This window comes from Devosia sp. 1566 (assembly GCF_004005995.1).
GTDB lineage: Bacteria > Pseudomonadota > Alphaproteobacteria > Rhizobiales > Devosiaceae > Devosia.
On sequence record NZ_CP034767.1, the window covers coordinates 3613585 to 3631390 of the forward strand.

A 17806-nucleotide genomic window follows, 5' to 3' on the forward strand; every position below is an offset into this window, starting at 1 on the left:
CCAACATGTCGACTTCGGCGGCAACTTGGATCGGCGGGCGGACAACTATAGATGTTTCAGTGGGATAACTAAACTGTCACGGCTTTGTTACTGCGAGCAGCGCTCGGGCGCGCGCAATAACTGGCGCGTCGATCATGCGGCCATCCAGCGCAAAGGCTCCACTCTCCTGTTGGGCGGCCGCGACGACGCGCTGGGCCCAGGCCAGCTCCTCGGCACTCGGGGCAAAACCCGCATTGAGCAAGGGCACGACGCCCGGATGCACGCAGGTGGCGCCATCAAAGCCATGCTCGCGCGCTTCGCGCGCCGCCGCGCTGATCCCCTCATGGTCGGTGTAATCGGCCACGCTGCGCAGCATCCCCCAAGACAGCAATCCCTGCGCCTTGGCGGCGTAATGCACCAGCAGCTTTGGCAATCGCAGCACGTCGGGCGTGGGCTGGCCGCCCAGCGCCAGCGCCAGATCCTCCCCGCCCGTCGCCAGCGCCAGCAGCCGGGGCGCGCGCGCAATAGCCCGTGCCTCAAGCACAGCGCCGGGGTCTTCCAGAATGGCCACGAGGCTAATGGGGCTGCGCCCGAGTTCACGCTCCGTCAGCTCCAGCCCTTCACCCAGCCGCTCCAGATCTGCCGCGCGCTCCACCTTGGGGACCAAGAGGCCCACTGCTCCGGCCCGGCACGCTGCAAGTGCATCTTCGATGCTTGTGGCATTGATACGCACGAACACCTGCGCGCCCGCCTGCCCGACGCTGGGCACGCTCGCCCCGAGCCCTTCGCGGGCGGCAAGCTTGTGCTCGGGCGGTACGGCATCTTCGAGATCAAGGATGATGGCATCCGCTTGGCGCTGATGCGCCTTGGCGATGAAGCGCTCGGCATGGGCCGGCACATAGAGCAGCGAGCGGATCACGGCGCCACCGCTGCAGCAATCGCCGCCTCGTCCAGCCCCGCTTCGCGCAGGATTTCGGTGCTGTGCTCGCCAAGGCCTGGCGCCGGCCGCCGCCACACGCCGGGCGTGCCGGAGAGGCGCGGCACGATATCGTGCATGGGCAAATGGCCGAACTGCTCGTCCTCCACTTCGACGATGATTTCGCGCTCGGCAAAATGCGGATCGGCCATGGCATCGGCTATGTTGAAGATGGGCCCCACCGTCGCGCCGGATTGGCGCATGACCGCGAGCGCTTCCTCGCTCGGGCGCTGGGCAAACCAGGCACCCACCGCCTCGTCCACCAGGGCGCGGTGCTTGACCCGCTCGGAATTGTTGGCAAAGCGCGGATCCTCGTTCATATCGGCCCGCCCGATGATCTCGAAAATGCGCCGCGCCACCGCCGGGGTCGAGCCCGACAGCGCCAGATACTTGCCGTCGGCGCATTGGTAGACATTGCGGGGCGATGCGGTGTTGGAGGCGCTCCCCACCCGCTGCTTGATCTTGCCCGTCACCGCATGAATGGCCGCTTCCGGACCGAGCACCGAAAACATCGGCTCGAGCAGACTAAGGTCAATCACCTGCCCGCGCGCCATTCCTGTCTGACGCGCATAAAGCGCCATGGTCGTGGCCGAAGCCCCATAGATGCCAGCGATCATGTCGGCCAGCGCCAGCGGCGGCAGCACCGGCTCGCGGTCGGGAAAGCCCGTCCGGTCGGCAAAGCCGCTCATGGCTTCCACGATGGTGCCAAAGCCGGGGAACTGCGCATAAGGCCCGGTCTGCCCGAACCCGGAAATGCGCACCACGATCAGGTCGGCATTGCGCTCCAGCAGCGCCTGGGGCGCCAGCCCCATCTTTTCCAGCGTTCCCGGCCGGTAGTTTTCGATCAGCACATCAGCCGTTTCGATCAATTTCCACAATGCCGCCATTGCCGGCGCATGCCGCAAATTGAGCGCCACCGAGCGCTTGTTGCGCCCATAGGTCTTCCAGAACAGCGAATGCCCGTCATCACGCCAGTCGCGCAGGGGGTCCCCCTCGGGTGGCTCGATCTTGACCACATCGGCACCAAAATCGGCCAGTTGCAGGCTGAGCATATTGCCCGCCATCAACCGCGACAGATCCAGCACCCGGATGCCATCGAGCGGCCCGGTTGCAGTTGGGTCAAAGGCCTTTTGCGCGTGCGTCATCAATTTAACCAATCTAACTGAGCCCTCACCGGGCCCGTCGTCTTTCTGTCTCCGGCGAAGGGTAACCCCCACCCAACTCCCGGGTCCTGCCCTCCCCTCCCCCTTGAGCGGAGGGACCAAGGGAGGGGGTCGCCGGGCCGACCCCAGCTGCCTCCACCAACCCTCTCCTCAAGGGAAGGGAGGTCCAAGCACCTACCCGCGTACGTGCTGCCCTGAACTTACCGCAACCGCAGCCCGGTCTTGGTATCGAACACAAACAGCTTGCCCGGATCGATCACCAGCTGCACCACTTCGCCCGGCGTCAGCAGGGGATGGTCGCGCACCACCACCGAAACGTCTTCCTCGCCCACCCGCGCCAGCACTTCCTGCGCGTCGCCGGTGGGCTCCACCACCAGTACCTCGGCCGGAACGCCGCTCGCGCCCAGGGTGATATGCTGGGGCCGCACCCCGTAGGTGATTGCGGTGCCCGCCGGCACGTCCAGGGCGGTGCCCAGCGGCATCGACTGGCCGCCTTTGATCGCGATCTCGGTGCCGCCGGTGTAAGTCGCCTCGAGCAGGTTGATCTCGGGCGAGCCGATAAAGCCCGCGACAAAGAGGTTGGCCGGGTTGTTGTAGAGCTCCAGCGGCGCGCCGGCCTGCTCGATCCGCCCGCCATTGAGCACCACGATCTTGTCGGCCATGGTCATGGCTTCGGTCTGGTCATGGGTCACATAAACCATGGTCTTGCCCAGCCGCTGATGCAGCCGCTTGATCTCGCCGCGCATTTTTACGCGCAGCTTGGCATCGAGATTGGAGAGTGGCTCATCAAAAAGGAAAGCGCGGGGGTCGCGCACAATGGCCCGGCCCATGGCCACGCGCTGGCGCTGCCCGCCCGACAGCTCGCGCGGCAACCGGTCGAGGAGGTTTTCCAGCCCCAAAATCTCGGCGGCAGCGGCGACGCGGCTCTTGATCTCGGCCTTGAAGGTACCCGCCAGCCGGAGCGAGAAACTCATATTGTCCGCCACCTTCATATGCGGATAAAGCGCATAGCTCTGGAACACCATGGCGATGTCGCGTTCCTTGGCCGGCATATTGTTGACGATCTTGCCGCCAATGGTGATCTGGCCCGCCGTGATATCCTCCAGCCCCGCAATCATGCGCAGCAGGGTGGATTTGCCGCAGCCGGACGGGCCCACGAGCACGACGAATTCGCCATCCGCCATTTCCAGCGAGATGTCATTGAGCACGGTGACATCGCCATAGCGCTTGCCGACATGCTTGAGTTCGATTTCCGACATGCGGTCTCTCCTTTGAGATTCCCCTGGCCCGGCGCTCACTGGGAGCGCACGGGCCAAAGCCTTGGCAGGATTAAACCCCAGCCACGGGGCAGACACCTCCCCCACCCGGGGAGGGTTTGGGAGGGGTTCCTTACCCCTCGACGATCTCGAAACGGCCCACGCTCATCCGCCCGGCCGAAGCCAGCCGCAGCCCCGCCATGCCATAGGCATAGTCAGTGTCGGTTGCGGTCACGAGCTGCTGCCCGTCAACGGCCAGGCTGAGCTGGTCGCCCCGCACGGTGAATGCGATGTCGTAGCTCTTGCCGGCTTCCGCCTTGAACGGCGCCCGCGCCAGCACCGTGCTGCCGAAATCCTCCTTGAGGATCACGACCTCATCACCCTCGAGACCCGCCGCATAGAACCGGCCGGTGCCCTGCACCCGCGCGCTCACCAGCTGCGAGATGCCCGACAGGCGCTGGATATCGGCCTTCACCGTCACGTCGCGGCTATAATAATGGCCGGTCCACATATCGGCATCACCCGCCGTATGCCCCTGGATGCGGCCAAAGCTCTTGGTCCAGTGCCCCCTATTATAGGTGAAGCGCGAAATGGCACCCCATTCCTGCACTTCAGTTTCCGGCTCGATCACGGTGTGACCCGCACCACCAACGCTGAAATCGGCGAGGAACAGGCGACCCAGGAATTTGAGCCGGCCGAAATACTCGATGGAAATGCCGATCTCGTCGATCGCCTCGGCCCCTTCGGGCACCGCAAAGCTGTAATCCTGCCAACCGGTGGCCGATGGCACATCCCAGGCGCCCACTTCCTCGATCGCCCCGCTCATGGTGCGGCGCACATAAGGCACCACCCGCAGATTGCCGTCGCCATTCCAGGGGTCGAGCCAAAGCTTGAAGCTGACGGTCTGGCCGTTATCCACCACGGGCGAGAACATCGGGCGATAGCGCTCATCGTCGAAATCCGTGCGCCGATAAAAAGGCTTCCAGAACACGCGCCCGCCCTGCCCGCGCTCGAGGCGATCGAGCTGGATTTCAAGCGAACCGCGCGAGCCCTCGACGTGACGCTCGCCGGAATGCTTGACCGAGATCTGGTTGGTGCCATCGCTGCGAAAGCCATGGGTCGAGCCGGGCAGATCGAAATCAAAGCGCAACCCGCGCCGCGTCATGTCCTCGATCCAGAGCTCGGGCACTTCGCGGCCGTCCAGCTGCAGCGCCAGCACGGTCAGCTCGCGGGCAAAGCTTGGGATATCGACAATGTTGATCGTGCCCACAATGCCCGAGGCGACAAGGAAATCGTTGATGGGCTTACGATATTTGTCCCAACCCTCATGCAGGCCCTGGAAGGTCGCAACGATCGCCGCCGCATTGCCCGCATTGCAGTCGGTGTCCCAGCCCGCCATGGTCGCGATCTCGGCCGTGCGCGGCAGGTCGCCCTCGCCATAAAGGATGGCCATGATCGTCACGCCGGCATTGGGGATGATGTGGCAAACGCCCGGATAGCGGTCATAACCCCATTCCGCTTCCAGCATCTCGCGGCAGGCGCGCCAGTTGTCCGGGTTGGCGCGGTGGAAATCGATCACCGCCTGGCATACCCGCGCATAAGTGGAAGCCGGATCAATCGTGGACATGGCGGTCGCGATAATCTCGTCGATGCTTTTGGCCTCGAACGCCGCCGCAATCGCTGCCGCGCAGAACCGCGCCCCATTGAGCCCGTCGCCATCATGGGCCACGCTCGCAGCCATTGCCGACATGTCGGCTGCGCGCTGCGGATTGCCCGGGTTCACCCAGCCCCAGCTATCGATAAAGATCTGCCCGCCGATCTGCTCGGCCACCGTCGTGCCGTTCTGGGCAATCGAGCCCGATTGCGGCGCAGGGATGCCGGCGCGCAAATTGCGATAAGCGGTGTGCTCGGTCGAGACGCCAAACCCGCCCCACCAATACATGCCATGCTCTTCGGCGGCATAATTGAGCCAGGTCTTGCCCACATCCGCGGCCGTTGCCTTGAGCCCGTAATCGCGCAGCGCCCGGATGAAATATACCGGGCCATTGGTGTCGTCGTCGGCGGCGAAATTCTTGAAGTCGCGCAGATACTGCGTCACCTCGCCATAGGTCTTCTGGATGCGCTCATAGCTCCAGATCGTGGGCTCGACGGGCGCGCCCAGGCGCACGCCGATGGCCTTGCCTATAAAGCCGGCATAGATCTTTTCGAGGATTTGGGTTTCGGACAGCATGCTTGAACTTTCGAATACTGAAGAGACTGGATGAGATGCTCAACCGCGGCGCGCGACGAGCTGGACAGAGTTCACATCAGGCCAAACCCAGTTCCGCCCTGGCCACCCAGCGCGCCTCCATTGCTTTTCGGTCCGCCGCCAGCATGTCCTCGACCACGGCGGTGAACGCATCGGCCGCCGCAAACAGGTCGAGCCGGTTGGCCAGGTCGAGCTGCGCGCGGTCCTCGGCCTCGATCACCGCTTCGCCATGCATGGCGCCCAGGATCGCCCCGGCCATCACCCCGATGGAATCGGTGTCGCGGCCCGAATTGATCCCGTCCTCGATCGAGGGGCGGAAAGCGCCGTTGTTGAGCAGGCAAAAGCCCAGCGCCAGCGGCAGCTCTTCGATTGCCTGCAGCCGCGAGGGGCGATAGGCATCGCTCAGCCGCCCGACCTTGGCGGCGCTGTGATTGACGTCGTCACCCATCACCGAATAGCGCGCAATTGCCCCATGAAAGGCGTCGCACACTGCCGCATGATCTGCGCCAGTGCCGCGCAGCTGGCGCGCCAAGGCGGCAATATCGATGATGGCATCGCGCGTGCCATCCTTGGCCAATCCGATCACGGTATCTACGATCGCATCAATCGTCGTGCCCGGCACGAAGGCGGCCGCCACTGCGGCTGCCACGACGCCCGCGGCCTCCAGCCCATAGCTTTCCTGGTGCCCGGCGGCAAAGGCGATCGCCTCGTCATAGGCGCCCTTGGGGTCGGCGGCATTGGCGACCCCGATCGGGGCGATATACATCGCGGCCCCGCAGTTCACCATGTTCCCGATCCCGCCTTGGCGTGGATCGCAATTGGACAGCTGATGGCGCTGGAAAATCCACTTTTCCGGATAAAACAGCCGGTCGATCAGCATGGCTTCGCGCTGCAACTCGGGCACCCAGCGTGGGGTCCAGGCAATCTGGCGTACCATGCCGTCGGCCATGTCCCAGGCATCGAGATGCCGGCGCTCCTCGGCATAGATCTGCATCACCGCCAGGGTCATCAGCGTATCGTCGGTGACGATCCCGTCTCCCCGCACCCGGTGATTGCGCTGCTCGGGCGGCAAATCCATCTTGTGCCAGCGCGTCATCACCGAAGTGACCCGTCCATAGCGTTCGCGGATCTGCGCGGCCGAGAGCTTTTCCACCGGGGCCCCGAGCGCGTCGCCCAGCGCCACGCCATGCAACATGCCGCGAATGCGCGATTGGAGGGATTTGGTCATTTGTTTGGGCACTTTCAGTTGAAGTCTTCTACGAGGCCGGGGCGGCGCCTCCCTCCCCTTGAGGGGGAGGGATCGAGGGTGGGGGTTCGGGCCAATCCGAAGGCCAGAAGGTTGCGAGAGCAGCAGAACCCCCGCCCCAACCCCTCCCCCTTGAGAGGAGGAGGGCTCAAGTTGCGCCGGGCTTACTGGCCCAGCACCGTCGCGGCATATTCAGCCATGCGCTGGCCGCCCGCGGCATTGTATTCCGCCACAAACTGGTCCCATTGATCGAGGCTCGCTTCGCCGGTGATGAACTTGGCGACCCAGCCGCGATAAACCTGCTCGGCCGCGTCCACATCGGCGGCATATTCAGCTGGCCAGACAAAGGCGTTGTCTGGGGTGAAATTGCCCTTGATCGTGTCGAGCGCCGTCTGCGCCGTGGGCGAAAGCAGCGGGGTCGCGGGCGTCCAGTTCGCGGCATTGAAGAAGCGCGCATACCAGGTCGAGATCTGATCGGTGAAGGTCACCGTGCCGTCAGCGCCTACAGTATGGTGCACATCGGCAAAGCCCATGCGGTCGATATCCTGACCTTCCTTGCTCGCCATGAAATCGAGCACGGCAAAGGCTTCTTCCTTGTGCTCGGACAGGGACGAGATCGCCCAGCCGCGCGCTTCCTTGGACACGTCAACCGCTGCAAGGCCCTTGCCGCCCGGGCCTTCCGGTACTGGCAGCACGGTCAGCGTGATCTCCTCGCCCGGATGGGCCTGGCGCATCTTGCCCGAATAAATGTCGATCACCTCTGGCGAAGAGCCAAAGATCACCCCGGCCCGGCCGGTATAGAACTTGTCTTCCTTCACATCGAAAGTGTTGGTGACATATTCCTTGTCGTAAAGACCCTTGCTGGCAAGGCGCGCATAGAATTCGAGCTTGGCGCGCTCGGCATCGGTGACGCGCGAATTAACCCAGGTGCCATCGGCATTTTTCATCCAGGTGGCGCTGACGCCAAAGGCCTGGTTGAAGATGGAATCGAGTTCGCCAGTATTGCCGAACCCCGTCAGGCCCAGCGTATTGCCCGGCGTGCCGTCGCCATCGAGATCGGCATCGTGGATGGCCTGGAACAGCGCTTCATAGTCCTCGACCGTGGTCGGGGGCTCCATGCCCAGCTCGTCGAGCCAGTCCTGGCGCATCACCGGCTGAGGCGCGCGCGAAGGGTACACGTAGAGCAGATAAGGGTAGTTCGCGAGGCGCTCCACATTGTGCGGCCACAGCGCATCCTTGATGAACTCGGACTTTTCGATCCAGGGCGTGAGGTCCTCGAGCACTCCCTGCTCGGCCATTTTCTGGTCGCCACCCTGGAAATACATGATGTCCGGGATATCGCCCGAGAGCAGCATCACGCCCAGCGCATCGGCATAGCCCGAGCCCGGCAGGTCGACGATCTGGATATCGACATCAACGCCGCGCTCCTTGAGCGCCGCTTCGATCGCCTCGATTTCCTTGACGTCATCGGGATTGCTGTTGAGCAGATCCTTGCTCACAAGGCGCAGCGTGGTTTGCGCCATTGCCGGCGCAGCCAGCGCCCCCAGCATTGCCATGGCCGTCGAGGCCAGCAGTAGTTTCTTCAGCATCAGACATTTCCTCCTTGGATTGTCATTAGGTTCGTCATTGGCCGCAATTTTGCGGTTCTTGTGGAAAGGCTTGAAGCGGGATCTCGGAGCCTGGCCTCCCTCACCCTTGAGGGGAGGGCCGGTTTGGGGGACCATCGGCGATCCCCCAAGATTGTGTCGCCCCAATCATCCCTTGAGCGCTCCCGACATCGTCCCCTTGGTGAAGAATTTGAGGATCAGCGGATAGATGGCGAGAATGGGCAGGATGGTGATGAGGATCATCCCCGCCTTGAGCGCGCGGATATTGATCTGCGCCAGCCCGATATTGTTGGCGGCATTGTTGGCCCCGACGATGGCGAGCTTGTCGCCCTCGATGACGAACTGGCGCAACACCACCTGCAGCGGCCATTTGGTCTGGTCGTTGAGATAGATCATCGCCCGGAAAAACTCGTTCCAGTGCAGCACGAGATAAAACAGGGCAATCGTCGCCAGCGCCGGCTTGGCCAGCGGCAGCACCACCATGAAAAAGGTCTGGAACGGATTGGCGCCATCAAGCTCGGCCGCTTCCAAAAGCTCCTGCGGGATCTCCTCGAAGAAGCGGATCAGGATGATGAGATACCAGGCGCTGATCGCCTTATACATGATCACCGACCAGGGCGTGTTGAGCAGGCCCATGCGTTTCATCAGGAAATAGTCGGGAATGATCCCGGGCTCGAACACGATGGTGACGAGCACGAGCAGGAAAATGATCCGCCGTCCGGGCAGGCCCGGCCGCGACATACCCCAGGCCATCAAGGCGGTGCCGAAGACGCCGATGCACACGCTGGTGGCGGTCATCCACACCGAGTTGAAAATGCCGCGCTGCACATTGGGATGCTGCAGCAGCAGCATCCACACATCGGGCGAAAACCCGTCGGGGATGATCGAGAGGCCCGAAAAACCAGCGACCTTGCTGGGCTCGGACAATGACAGGGCCAAAAGGTTCAGCAGCGGCTGCAGGGTGAACACCACCAGCAGCAGGAGCGTTGACACGATCAGCACATATTCGACCCGCTCGAGCGGCGTCCGGCGCGATTGACCAAACATCACCACACTCCCTTGCCGGTAAGGCGCTTGCTGACGAGATGCGAGGTCAATACCAGGATCATGCCGATCACCGCCTTGAACAGGCCAGCGGCCGTGGCTAGCGCATATTCACCGGTCGAAAGGCCCATGCGGTAGACATAGGTGTCGATGATATCGATGGTGGAAGCGTTGACCGCGTTCTGGAAATTGATGACCTGGTTGAGGTCGGCCGACAGGAACATGCCCATATTGAGGATGAACAGCGTCGCGATCGTCGGCACGATCCCCGGAATGGTCACATGCCAGATCTTTTGCCAGCGATTGGCGCCATCCATTTCGGCGGCTTCATATAGCTGCGGGTCGATGGCAAAGATCGCGGCCAGATAAAGCAGGCTGTCCCAACCCGCCGAACGCCAGATTTCCGATACCACCAGCACCCAGCGGATCGTGCCGGTATTGGTCAGGTAATTGGTGGTGCCAAAGCCCATGGATTGCTGGACCTGGTTGACAGCACCATCGGTGGGCGACAGCAGCGCGATGAACACGCCCGCGATCACCACCCAGCTCAAGAAGTGCGGCAGGTAGATCGCCGACTGGATCGCCCCGCGCAGCTTGCCGTTGCGCACTTCATTGAGCAGCAGCGCCACCATGATCGGCACCGGGAACACAAAGAGGATCTTCATGCCCGAAATGATCAGCGTGTTGAGCAGCACCTGATGGAAGATGGGCGAGGAAAACAGCACGCCGAAATTCTTGAGCCCGACCCAGATATTGGGCGGGATGATGCGAACCTGCTCGAAAGCCATCTTGGCTTCCCAGATCGGCACGTAATGCCAAACGAAAAAGAACAGCAGGCCCGGCGCCATCATGGCGTAATAGGGCCACCATTGGCGCAGGCCGAAGCGGAAGCGCTCAAGCCTGTTCATACCCTGTTCAGCAACATGGCGCGATTGCGGCCCCGCCTGCGGCAAAACGCCTGCAGCGTGTCCGTTCACGGGAACGTTCCCACTCGCCACTGCGGCGCCGAGCTGCTCTTCCGATGAGCCAACCATCAATCAGATACTCCTTAGCTCGCGGCGCGTCGCTGCGCGGCCTGCGCCGACAGTTCGGCAATCGAGCCGCGCTCAACCAGCCGGCACGGCATGTAAATGCGCCGGTGGTCCGGCTTGTGTTCGATTTCGTCAAAGAGCCCGTCCACGGCGCGCTCGCCGATATCGCGCCCCGGCTTGGCCACCGTGGTCAGACCCGGCCAGGCGAACTCGCCCGAGGGAATGCCGTCAAAACCCATGATTGAAACGTCGCGGGGGCATTCGAGCCCGGCATCGCGCACCGCCATCATCGCGCCCAACGCCATCATGTCATTGGCCGCAAACACAGCTAGGTGCCCGACGCGCGGGCGCTCCAGCAGCCGCGCCATCGCCTCGCGCCCGCCCCTGACGGTATATTCCCCGTCCTCGATCGGCAGCACGGCAGGATCGACGTCCCGCTCGACGCAATGCTCATGCACCGCGCGCAAGAACCGTGCCCGCGCCAAGCGCGATTTCGGGCCAAGCAGGAGGCTCGGCGCCGGATGGCCCTTTTGCACGAAATGGTCCAGCCCGAGCCGTACCGCCTGGGCAATGTCCGAACCGACGCTGGAAATATTGGGAAAGCGCTCGGCGCTCGAGCCGATGAAAACGCAAGGCAGGCCGAAGCGGTCGAGATCGTCAAAACTGTCGGCCACCGGGTTGATGATCGCCCCATCGACCCGCGCCCGGCGCAGCGCGCCCAGATGCGCCGCTTCCGCCTTGGGGTCCCAGTCGGAAGAAAAGATCAGCAGTGACGCCCCGCTGCGCGAAGCACGATCCTGCGCCCCACGCGCCACATCGCCCCAGAACGGGTTGGTGATATCGGGGATCACGAGGCCCAACAGGCCGCTGCGGCCCGAGCGCATGCCCACCGCGAGGTGATTGCGCTCATAACCAACGGCGGCGGCGGCCCGGATCACCCGGTCACGGGTTTCCTCGGTGATGTTGGACGAGCCCGTCAGCGCGCGGGCCGCGGTGCTCTTGGACACCCCGGCGCGCTCGGCAACATCAACAATGGTTGGTCGGCGATCGCGGCTGTTGCGCATGAACCATCCCTTGCAGCCGGTCCGCCCTGCCACACCGCGGGAACGTTACCGCGAATACCAGCAATGTCAATACTGCAACCCTCGACAGCGCGCCGCAGCCACCCCAAACCAGGGGATTACTTATTTTCGAGACTAACTGCGCCTCACCGCGGCGTATGCACGACATCAAGGAAGATAGGATCGAACTGCCCCACATCCTGCAGGCGCTTCCAGTCGATCACCCGCACGCGCTTGGTATCCCAGGACACTAAATCCTGGCGCCGCAGCTCCTGGAGCGTGCGGTTCACATGCACATTGGAAAGCCCCAGCGCATCAGCGAGCTCCTGCTGCGTGATCTCGAACGGAAAGCTCATATCCTCGGCCAGCCCCACGGCCTGGGCGCGCACATAATGCTCGCAGAACAGATGCGCCATATGCGCAATCGCGGTCAGCCGCCCCATCGCCACCAGCCATTGCCGGTGGATCGCCCCATCCAGCAAGGTCGAGAGCCACAGCAGCCGCGTTAGGTGCGGATAGTCCTCGGTGATCTGCCGCAAGGCATCATGGGGGAACTCAACGGCCGCCACGGCGGACATCGCACTGACATCATGATCCAGCTTGGATAGCAGGAAGGCATGCAGATCCACGAAATCGCCCGCGATGTGAAAGGCCGTGATCTGCTGCTGGCCGCTTTCCACCGTGTTTTGCCGGGCAGCCATGCCCTGGATCAGCAACAGGCTCTTGTTCGGGCTGCTGCCATAGCGCGCCATCAACTCGCCCGGGGCGAAATGAACAGTCTGGCCGGCCGCCGCCGAAAGCGCATCCCGTTCTGCTTGTCCTAGGGTGTCACGCACCCGCAGGCGGCGAAAAAATCTATCAAGACGCTGATCGTCCATGGTGGGCCTTGGTACCGGACCTTCGCGCACAAACGTGCGCGGGTCGCTGTAGTTGCTTCTTTTCTTGCCAATCGCTGTTCGCGAACCAGGTTTGTGGCGCGGCCTGGAGCCACTTCAAACTGCGGCCACACGCCCCGGACCCAGAGGAGGATGCGCCCGCAAAGTGCCGGCACCCACGCCCGTCCTTGTCCCCCCGCCGATATGGTCGTTGTGCTTGCGGCCTTGGCGCTGGCAGGCAAACGCGCCATGTCAGCTTTAATGCCGCTAAGTCGCTGATCCGCGCACTATCGTATGTTAGTCAAAGCCAGAATGCGGAGCCAACCCGATCTCGCCAAGTCACCGAAGCTGCCGGCAAGATGATCCGCCCAGCGAGCACTGACAGCTTGCTCTTGCCGACCGGAACGGCGCTGGAAGTGCAGCATCAGGCTTGGCGGTGCAAACATGTAGGCCATCTGGAGCTTTTACCGACTTGGTTTCACCTGACCTTCATCTTTCTAGCTGACCTTTGCCACATAAAGGACCAAGCCAGCGATGAACATGAAGTTGTACCTGTCCCTGCTCACCAGCGCCGTGATGATTGTCTGCTCCACCTTGGGTGCAGTGGCGCTTGATGTACCAACAGCTCAGCCCATCCTGACCGTATCCGGCAACATCACCCAGACCAATCAGGACGGGGTGGCTGTGTTTGACCGCACGATGCTCGAGGCGCTTGGCAACGCCGCCATTGTGACCCGGACGCCCTGGTTTGACGGGGTGAGTACCTATGAAGGCGTGCCTCTCGAGGCGCTGATGGATGCCGTGGGCGCCGAGGGGCACACCGTCACTGCCATTGCGCTCAACGACTATGTCACCACGATCCCACTCTCGGATTTTGCCGATTTCGGACCCATTCTGGCGCTGCGCCACAACGGGCAATACATGACGGTGCGGGAAAAGGGCCCGCTCTTTATCATCTATCCCTTCGACGAAAACCCGGACCTGCGCACCTCGACCTATTATGGGCGGGCCGCCTGGCAGGTCAAACAGTTGATCGTGGAGTAACCAGAGCTGTGCAGGCCGCGTCGGTCAAGTTCATGCAGCGCGCCTTGGCAGTCATCGTGTGCTGCCTTGTGGTCGCGACCTGCTACACCTCGCTGGTGATTGCCCAGCGCCAGACTGCATTGCAAAACCTGTCGCGCTACAATGTTGCCTGGACTGTCAGCCAGTCCCTTTCCGAGTTCACCCGGCTCGAGCAGAGCCTGGCCCTTTACGCGCTCGACGCCACGCCAGAGCGGCTGGCCGAAGCCATGCTGCGGCTCGACATCATGTTCAGCCGGGTCGAGATGTATGAGGCTGGCCCGGCTTCCAGTGAAAACTCGCGCACGCTGCGCATCTTTATCGAGGCCGATCCGGCCAATCAGGAAACCGTTCATGCTGTGCGGGGCGCGCTTGAAACGGTCGATGGCCTGCTCGCCTCCGAACCCCATACGCGGGCCAAACTGCTCGAGGGGCTTGCGGCCCTTGCCCCGTTGGACGCCCGCCTGACCGCTCTTGCCTCCGCGGCCGGGGCCTATGGCGCCGCACGCACGGCCGCCGATCGGGCCGAACTGCAGCGCCTGCACTGGATCTTCACTGGCCTCGCCTGGGGCCTGATCCTGTGCGGTGTCGCCTTGACGCTGCTGCTGTTCCGCAACAATCGGCTGTTGCAACGCGCCTACCAGGATGTCAGCACGCTCGCCGCTCAGTTGGGGGCAACCTCCAAGACCCTGCGGGCGCAGAATGACCGGTTCGATGCTGCCCTTAACAACATGTCCCATGCGATCTGCACCTTCGACGCCGATGGCAAGCTCGTCGTGTTCAACCAGCGATTTGCCGAACTTTGCGGCCTGCCGCAGAACCTGGAGCCTGGTCTCACCGCCACCCAGATGGAGGAAAGGGCGGCCGAGCAAGGCGCGGACACCGCCTATTACAGCATCCTGGCCCGCCAGCTCCCGATGATCTGGAACCGCACCGGCAAGGTGTTCACCTCCGAGCTACCCGATGGCCGCGCCTATGCGGTTTCCCATACCCCGCTACCGGATGGCGGATGGCTCGCCACCTATGAGGACATCAGCGAGCGCCGCCGCGCCGAGCTGCGCATCGCGCATATGGCCCACCATGATGCCCTGACCAATCTGCCCAACCGCGTGCAGTTCAGGCTGCAGCTGGACCAGATGTTGCTGCGCTCGCGCAAGCATGACCTCAGCTTTTGTGTGTTCCTGCTCGATCTCGATGGCTTCAAGGACGTCAATGACACCTTCGGCCATCACCTGGGCGATCAACTCCTCAAAGTCGTGGCCCAGCGCCTGCAGCAGGGCAGCACGACTTACCACGCCGTGGCGCGGCTGGGCGGCGACGAGTTCGCCACCGCCTGCTGGATTGAAGGCGATGCCGAACAGCAGCGCCGGATCGGCGAGCGGCTGATTGCCGATCTGTCCCGGCCCTATTTTCTGGAGGGGCGCGAACTGTCCGTCGGCGCCAGCATCGGGGTGGCGCAGTTCTGCCCCAAGACGCCAGTGGAAACCGAGGAATTGCTGCGCCATGCCGATCTGGCGCTTTATGTCGCCAAGGCCGATGGCAAGGGCCGGGTGCGGTTTTTCGAGCCGGAGCTCGACCAGCAGCTGCAAACCCGCAAGACGCTGGAAGCCGATCTGCGCAAGGCGCTGGATCGGGGCGAGATGGAAGTGCATTACCAGCCCGTCCTCGTGGCCGAAACGCGCCAGGTATGTCGCTACGAGGCGCTGTTGCGTTGGCGTCCGGGTGGGGATCGGCTCGTGCCACCCTCGACCTTCATCCCACTCGCCGAGGCGACGGGCCTGATCAACGAGATCGGCGCCTGGGTGCTGCAGCAGGCCTGCGCCGAAGCGGCCTGCTGGCCCGGAGATCTGGGCCTGGCGGTCAATTTGTCTGCCGTTCAGTTCAAGAGTGGCGAGCTGGTCAGGACCATCGGCGACGCCCTCGCCGCATCGGGGCTGGACGCGCACCGGCTGGAGCTGGAAATCACCGAATCCGTGCTGCTCCAGGGCGACGAGCAAACCCTGTCCGCGCTGATGCGCCTCAAGGACATTGGCGTGCGCATCGCCATGGACGACTTCGGCACCGGCTATTCCTCGCTCAGCAATCTGCGTCGCTTCCCCTTTGACACCATCAAGATCGACAAGTCGTTCGTGGCCGATCTAACCAATCGCGATGACGCGGTTTCCGTGGTGCGGCTGATCATTCAGCTCGGTGAAGTGCTGGGAATGCAGACCACCGCCGAAGGAGTGGAAACCGAGGAACAGTTCCACCTGCTCCAACAAGCCGGCTGCACCAATGTGCAGGGCTTCCTGTTCGATCGCGCCAAGCCGGCGAGCGAGATAGCCCATCACATCGCCGCAACTCACGCGCCCCCCGCGAAAGTCGATTCTGCAGCCGATCCACTTGCGGAACGTAAATCGGCCTGAAACTGCCCCCATCTCTCCCTCGCGACGCCGTGATCTTGTGGCGCCAGCGCGCCCGCAAGTATAGCAAGGGCGCAGCTAAGGGACTGAGTTGATGCGTTTTCTGCCTGCAATCGCGCTTGCATCCGCGCTGGTGACGAGCGTCGTTCCCGCGGGCGCTCAAAGCTGGGGCTTGCTGGACCGGGCCCTTGCCGACGCCGTGCAGACCTTCGCCAAAGCGCAAGGCGCACTTGGATCATCCAGCATGGGCGTGCCGACCACGGCTTACGGGCAAGCCTTGCGGCAGTTGCGCTTTGTCCCGTCCAGCGGATCGGGGGAGGTGCAGGTGGCCTTTCAGGCGCAGGGCGAAGGCGACAAAGCCTGCACCCGCTTTGCCGCCTATGTGATCCCGAACCCGGCCGCAGATACGATAACCATCAATCTCTGCCCGCAGTTCTTTGCCTCCGGCACCGATGCCCTGCGCCAAACCACTATCCTGCATGAAATGGTGCATGTGGTCGCCGGGCCCGGCGAGTGCATGGCCATGGCCTATACCGCTCAGCTCCAGTTCCTCGCCACTGGCGCGTTTCAGCCGGTCACCAATTACTGGCGCCAAAGCGGCTGCGGGTCCTCGGCCTATAGGCTGCCGGGATAACGCCACGCTAGGAGCGCTTGTCCCGCCGCCGCATTGCGCCCAGCGCCAGTGAAGCCGGCACTGCCAGGGCCAGGGCGCCCAGGGAATGCTGCCGCCGTGGGCGCAGCTGCGCCGCAGCGGCCCGGTAACCGGCCTGCCATTCCGGGCTTTTGCCTGAAATATCGTCGGTGGGTTCCCCGCCCTCGTCGCGGGACTTGCCTACCGTGTCGGCTGCCGTGGCATTGCGGTGACCGAGCGGATCGCTGCTGCCCACGGTGGAATCGCGCCGCGTCTGCCGCTCGGCCTCCGCATTAAGCTCGGCACCCACGATCAGCATGGTGACCGAGATCCACATCCAGGTCAGCAGGGCAATGAGCCCGCCCAGCGAGCCGTAGGTCTTGTCGAAATTGGCGAAGTTCGCCGCATACCAGGAGAACAGCAGCGACACGACGATGATCCCGACCACGGCAAGGAGAGCGCCCGGGGTAACCCAGCGCCATTTCGGCTGCTGCCGGCTCGAGCCGAAGCGATAAAGAACGGCAATACCCAACAGCAAGACCACAGCGAGCAGCAGGTAGGAGCCGATCTTGAGCACCCATTCCAGCCCACTCCCCAGCCCGAGGAAATTCAGCACCGCTGGCACCACCACGGCCACGCCAATCATCACCACCGCGCCAACGACACCGGCCAGGGTAAACACGAGGGCGGTGGCGTTCAGAACAAAGAAATTGCGCTTTTCGCGCTCGTCATAGGCGATGTTCATTGCCTCAAACAGCGTCTTGACCCCCGAACTGGCGCTCCAAAGCGCAATGGCGATCGAGATGATAAGGGCAAAGCTCAGCGTCGATTCCTGGCTCGAGGTCAGGCGCTTGAGTTGTTCATCGATGATGGCCATGCCTCCTTCGGGCACCACCGCGGACAGTGCCCTGACATGCTCGGTCACCGTGGCCGGGTCGGTGAACAGGCCATAAAGGGACACAAAGGCCGTGAGGGTGGGGAAGATCGCCAGCAGCAGGTAATAGGTTACCGCCGCCGCGATCAGGGTCACCCGATCATCATTGATCTCGGCATAGGTGCGCCACAGGATGTCCTTCCAGCCCTTTGCCGGTACCTCCGTTGGCGCATCCGCCTCACGACCATGATCCTGCTCGGCGCTGCGGTTTTGGACTGTTGCCATCTGCTTTGTTCCCTTGCCTTGGGAGGGGCAACGACAAAGCGCCAGCGTGGTTGCAGGCCACCAGCCTGC

General features: G+C 63.2%; 14 protein-coding genes. 3 read left to right on the top strand and 11 right to left on the bottom strand.

All coding sequences use genetic code 11. The features are described from left to right. Window positions 1-76 precede the first annotated feature (76 nt). The 10 genes from ELX51_RS17180 to ELX51_RS17225 form a co-directional block, all read right to left on the bottom strand. Window positions 77-898: a CoA ester lyase gene (locus tag ELX51_RS17180; RefSeq protein WP_127754638.1), complete on the bottom strand. Its 822-nt coding sequence runs from the start codon at window positions 896-898 to the stop codon at window positions 77-79. Next, entirely contained in the window at window positions 895-2100 is a 1206-nt protein-coding gene (locus ELX51_RS17185) for a CoA transferase (protein WP_127754639.1), read from the bottom strand. Before ELX51_RS17185 ends, ELX51_RS17180 begins: the two co-directional genes overlap by 4 nt. Before the next feature lie 218 nt (window positions 2101-2318). After that, window positions 2319-3377 (bottom strand): sn-glycerol-3-phosphate ABC transporter ATP-binding protein UgpC, encoded by a 1059-nt coding sequence (ugpC, locus tag ELX51_RS17190; RefSeq protein ID WP_127754640.1) that lies wholly within the window; start codon window positions 3375-3377, stop codon window positions 2319-2321. Window positions 3378-3507: 130 nt separating this feature from the next. Next, window positions 3508-5604, bottom strand: coding sequence for an ADP-ribosylglycohydrolase family protein (locus tag ELX51_RS17195; protein WP_127754641.1), 2097 nt, complete (start codon window positions 5602-5604; stop codon window positions 3508-3510). Between the two features lie 76 nt (window positions 5605-5680). Continuing rightward, window positions 5681-6850 (bottom strand): ADP-ribosylglycohydrolase family protein, encoded by a 1170-nt coding sequence (locus ELX51_RS17200; RefSeq protein WP_127754642.1) that lies wholly within the window; start codon window positions 6848-6850, stop codon window positions 5681-5683. Between the two features lie 182 nt (window positions 6851-7032). Further along, complete coding sequence (locus tag ELX51_RS17205) at window positions 7033-8457, bottom strand: extracellular solute-binding protein (RefSeq protein ID WP_248305169.1); 1425 nt, start codon at window positions 8455-8457, stop codon at window positions 7033-7035. A 165-nt stretch (window positions 8458-8622) separates the two neighbouring features. Next, the gene (locus ELX51_RS17210) at window positions 8623-9522 is read right to left on the bottom strand and encodes a carbohydrate ABC transporter permease (protein WP_127754643.1); all 900 of its coding nucleotides are present in this window, start codon (window positions 9520-9522) and stop codon (window positions 8623-8625) included. Next, complete coding sequence (locus ELX51_RS17215; protein WP_248305170.1) at window positions 9522-10553, bottom strand: ABC transporter permease subunit; 1032 nt, start codon at window positions 10551-10553, stop codon at window positions 9522-9524. The genes ELX51_RS17210 and ELX51_RS17215 overlap by 1 nt, the downstream gene beginning before the upstream one ends. 14 nt (window positions 10554-10567) lie before the next feature. Beyond that, on the bottom strand, window positions 10568-11614 hold the full coding sequence (locus ELX51_RS17220) for a LacI family DNA-binding transcriptional regulator (RefSeq protein ID WP_127754644.1): 1047 nt from the start codon (window positions 11612-11614) through the stop codon (window positions 10568-10570). 143 nt (window positions 11615-11757) lie between these two features. Further along, entirely contained in the window at window positions 11758-12489 is a 732-nt protein-coding gene (locus ELX51_RS17225; protein ID WP_127754645.1) for a Crp/Fnr family transcriptional regulator, read from the bottom strand. Window positions 12490-13020: 531 nt separating this feature from the next. Here ELX51_RS17225 and ELX51_RS17230 point away from each other — a divergent pair. From ELX51_RS17230 to ELX51_RS17240, 3 genes are all read left to right on the top strand, one after another. Next, window positions 13021-13530 carry an oxidoreductase gene (locus ELX51_RS17230; RefSeq protein ID WP_127754646.1) on the top strand — a complete coding sequence of 170 codons (510 nt, stop codon included), beginning with the start codon at window positions 13021-13023 and terminating at the stop codon, window positions 13528-13530. Between the two features lie 8 nt (window positions 13531-13538). Then, window positions 13539-15950: an EAL domain-containing protein gene (locus ELX51_RS17235; RefSeq protein ID WP_127754647.1), complete on the top strand. Its 2412-nt coding sequence runs from the start codon at window positions 13539-13541 to the stop codon at window positions 15948-15950. 91 nt (window positions 15951-16041) lie between these two features. Next, window positions 16042-16581, top strand: a complete 540-nt coding sequence (locus ELX51_RS17240) for a hypothetical protein (RefSeq protein ID WP_127754648.1) — start codon at window positions 16042-16044, stop codon at window positions 16579-16581. Window positions 16582-16588: 7 nt separating this feature from the next. On the opposite strand, the gene ELX51_RS17245 is transcribed toward ELX51_RS17240, so the two are convergent. Further along, a complete protein-coding gene (locus tag ELX51_RS17245; RefSeq protein WP_127754649.1) occupies window positions 16589-17737 on the bottom strand; it encodes a YihY/virulence factor BrkB family protein in 1149 nt (382 codons plus the stop codon). Window positions 17738-17806: the final 69 nt, after the last annotated feature.